Annotated in this window: 1 protein-coding gene; it reads left to right on the top strand. The window is 68.9% G+C overall.

Going from position 1 to position 254, the window contains the following annotated elements; genetic code table 11:
- Positions 1–45: 45 nt before the first annotated feature.
- Positions 46–254: hypothetical protein (locus PU683_RS22315; RefSeq protein WP_277174682.1), on the top strand; the 209-nt coding region annotated here is incomplete at its 3' end.

Genomic DNA, 254 nt, shown 5'->3' with positions numbered 1-254 from the left:
ACGCAAATACACAGCGCAAGCAACTAAGAGCGGGAGGTGTGATCGATGGGTATCGCCGACGATGCCATGGAGATTCGCGCGCGGGGATGGCGGACGCTCGCCGCGCTGCACGGGCTGATCGAGGCGGAGCTGGAGCGTGCTCTCGCCGCGGTCGAGCTGTCCGTCGTGGAGTACACGGTGCTGGACGCGCTCGAGCGGCAGGACGGGTGGCACATGCGGATGCAGCAGCTCGCGCGCGCCGCGGCGCTCAGCCC

Source organism: Candidatus Kosakonia sp. 282A-S69, assembly GCF_029433855.1.
In the GTDB taxonomy this organism is placed as follows: Bacteria; Pseudomonadota; Gammaproteobacteria; order Enterobacterales; family Enterobacteriaceae; genus Kosakonia; species Kosakonia cowanii_A.
Note: the sequence above shows the minus strand (reverse complement) of the source record. Positions and strands in the feature narration are given on the sequence as shown.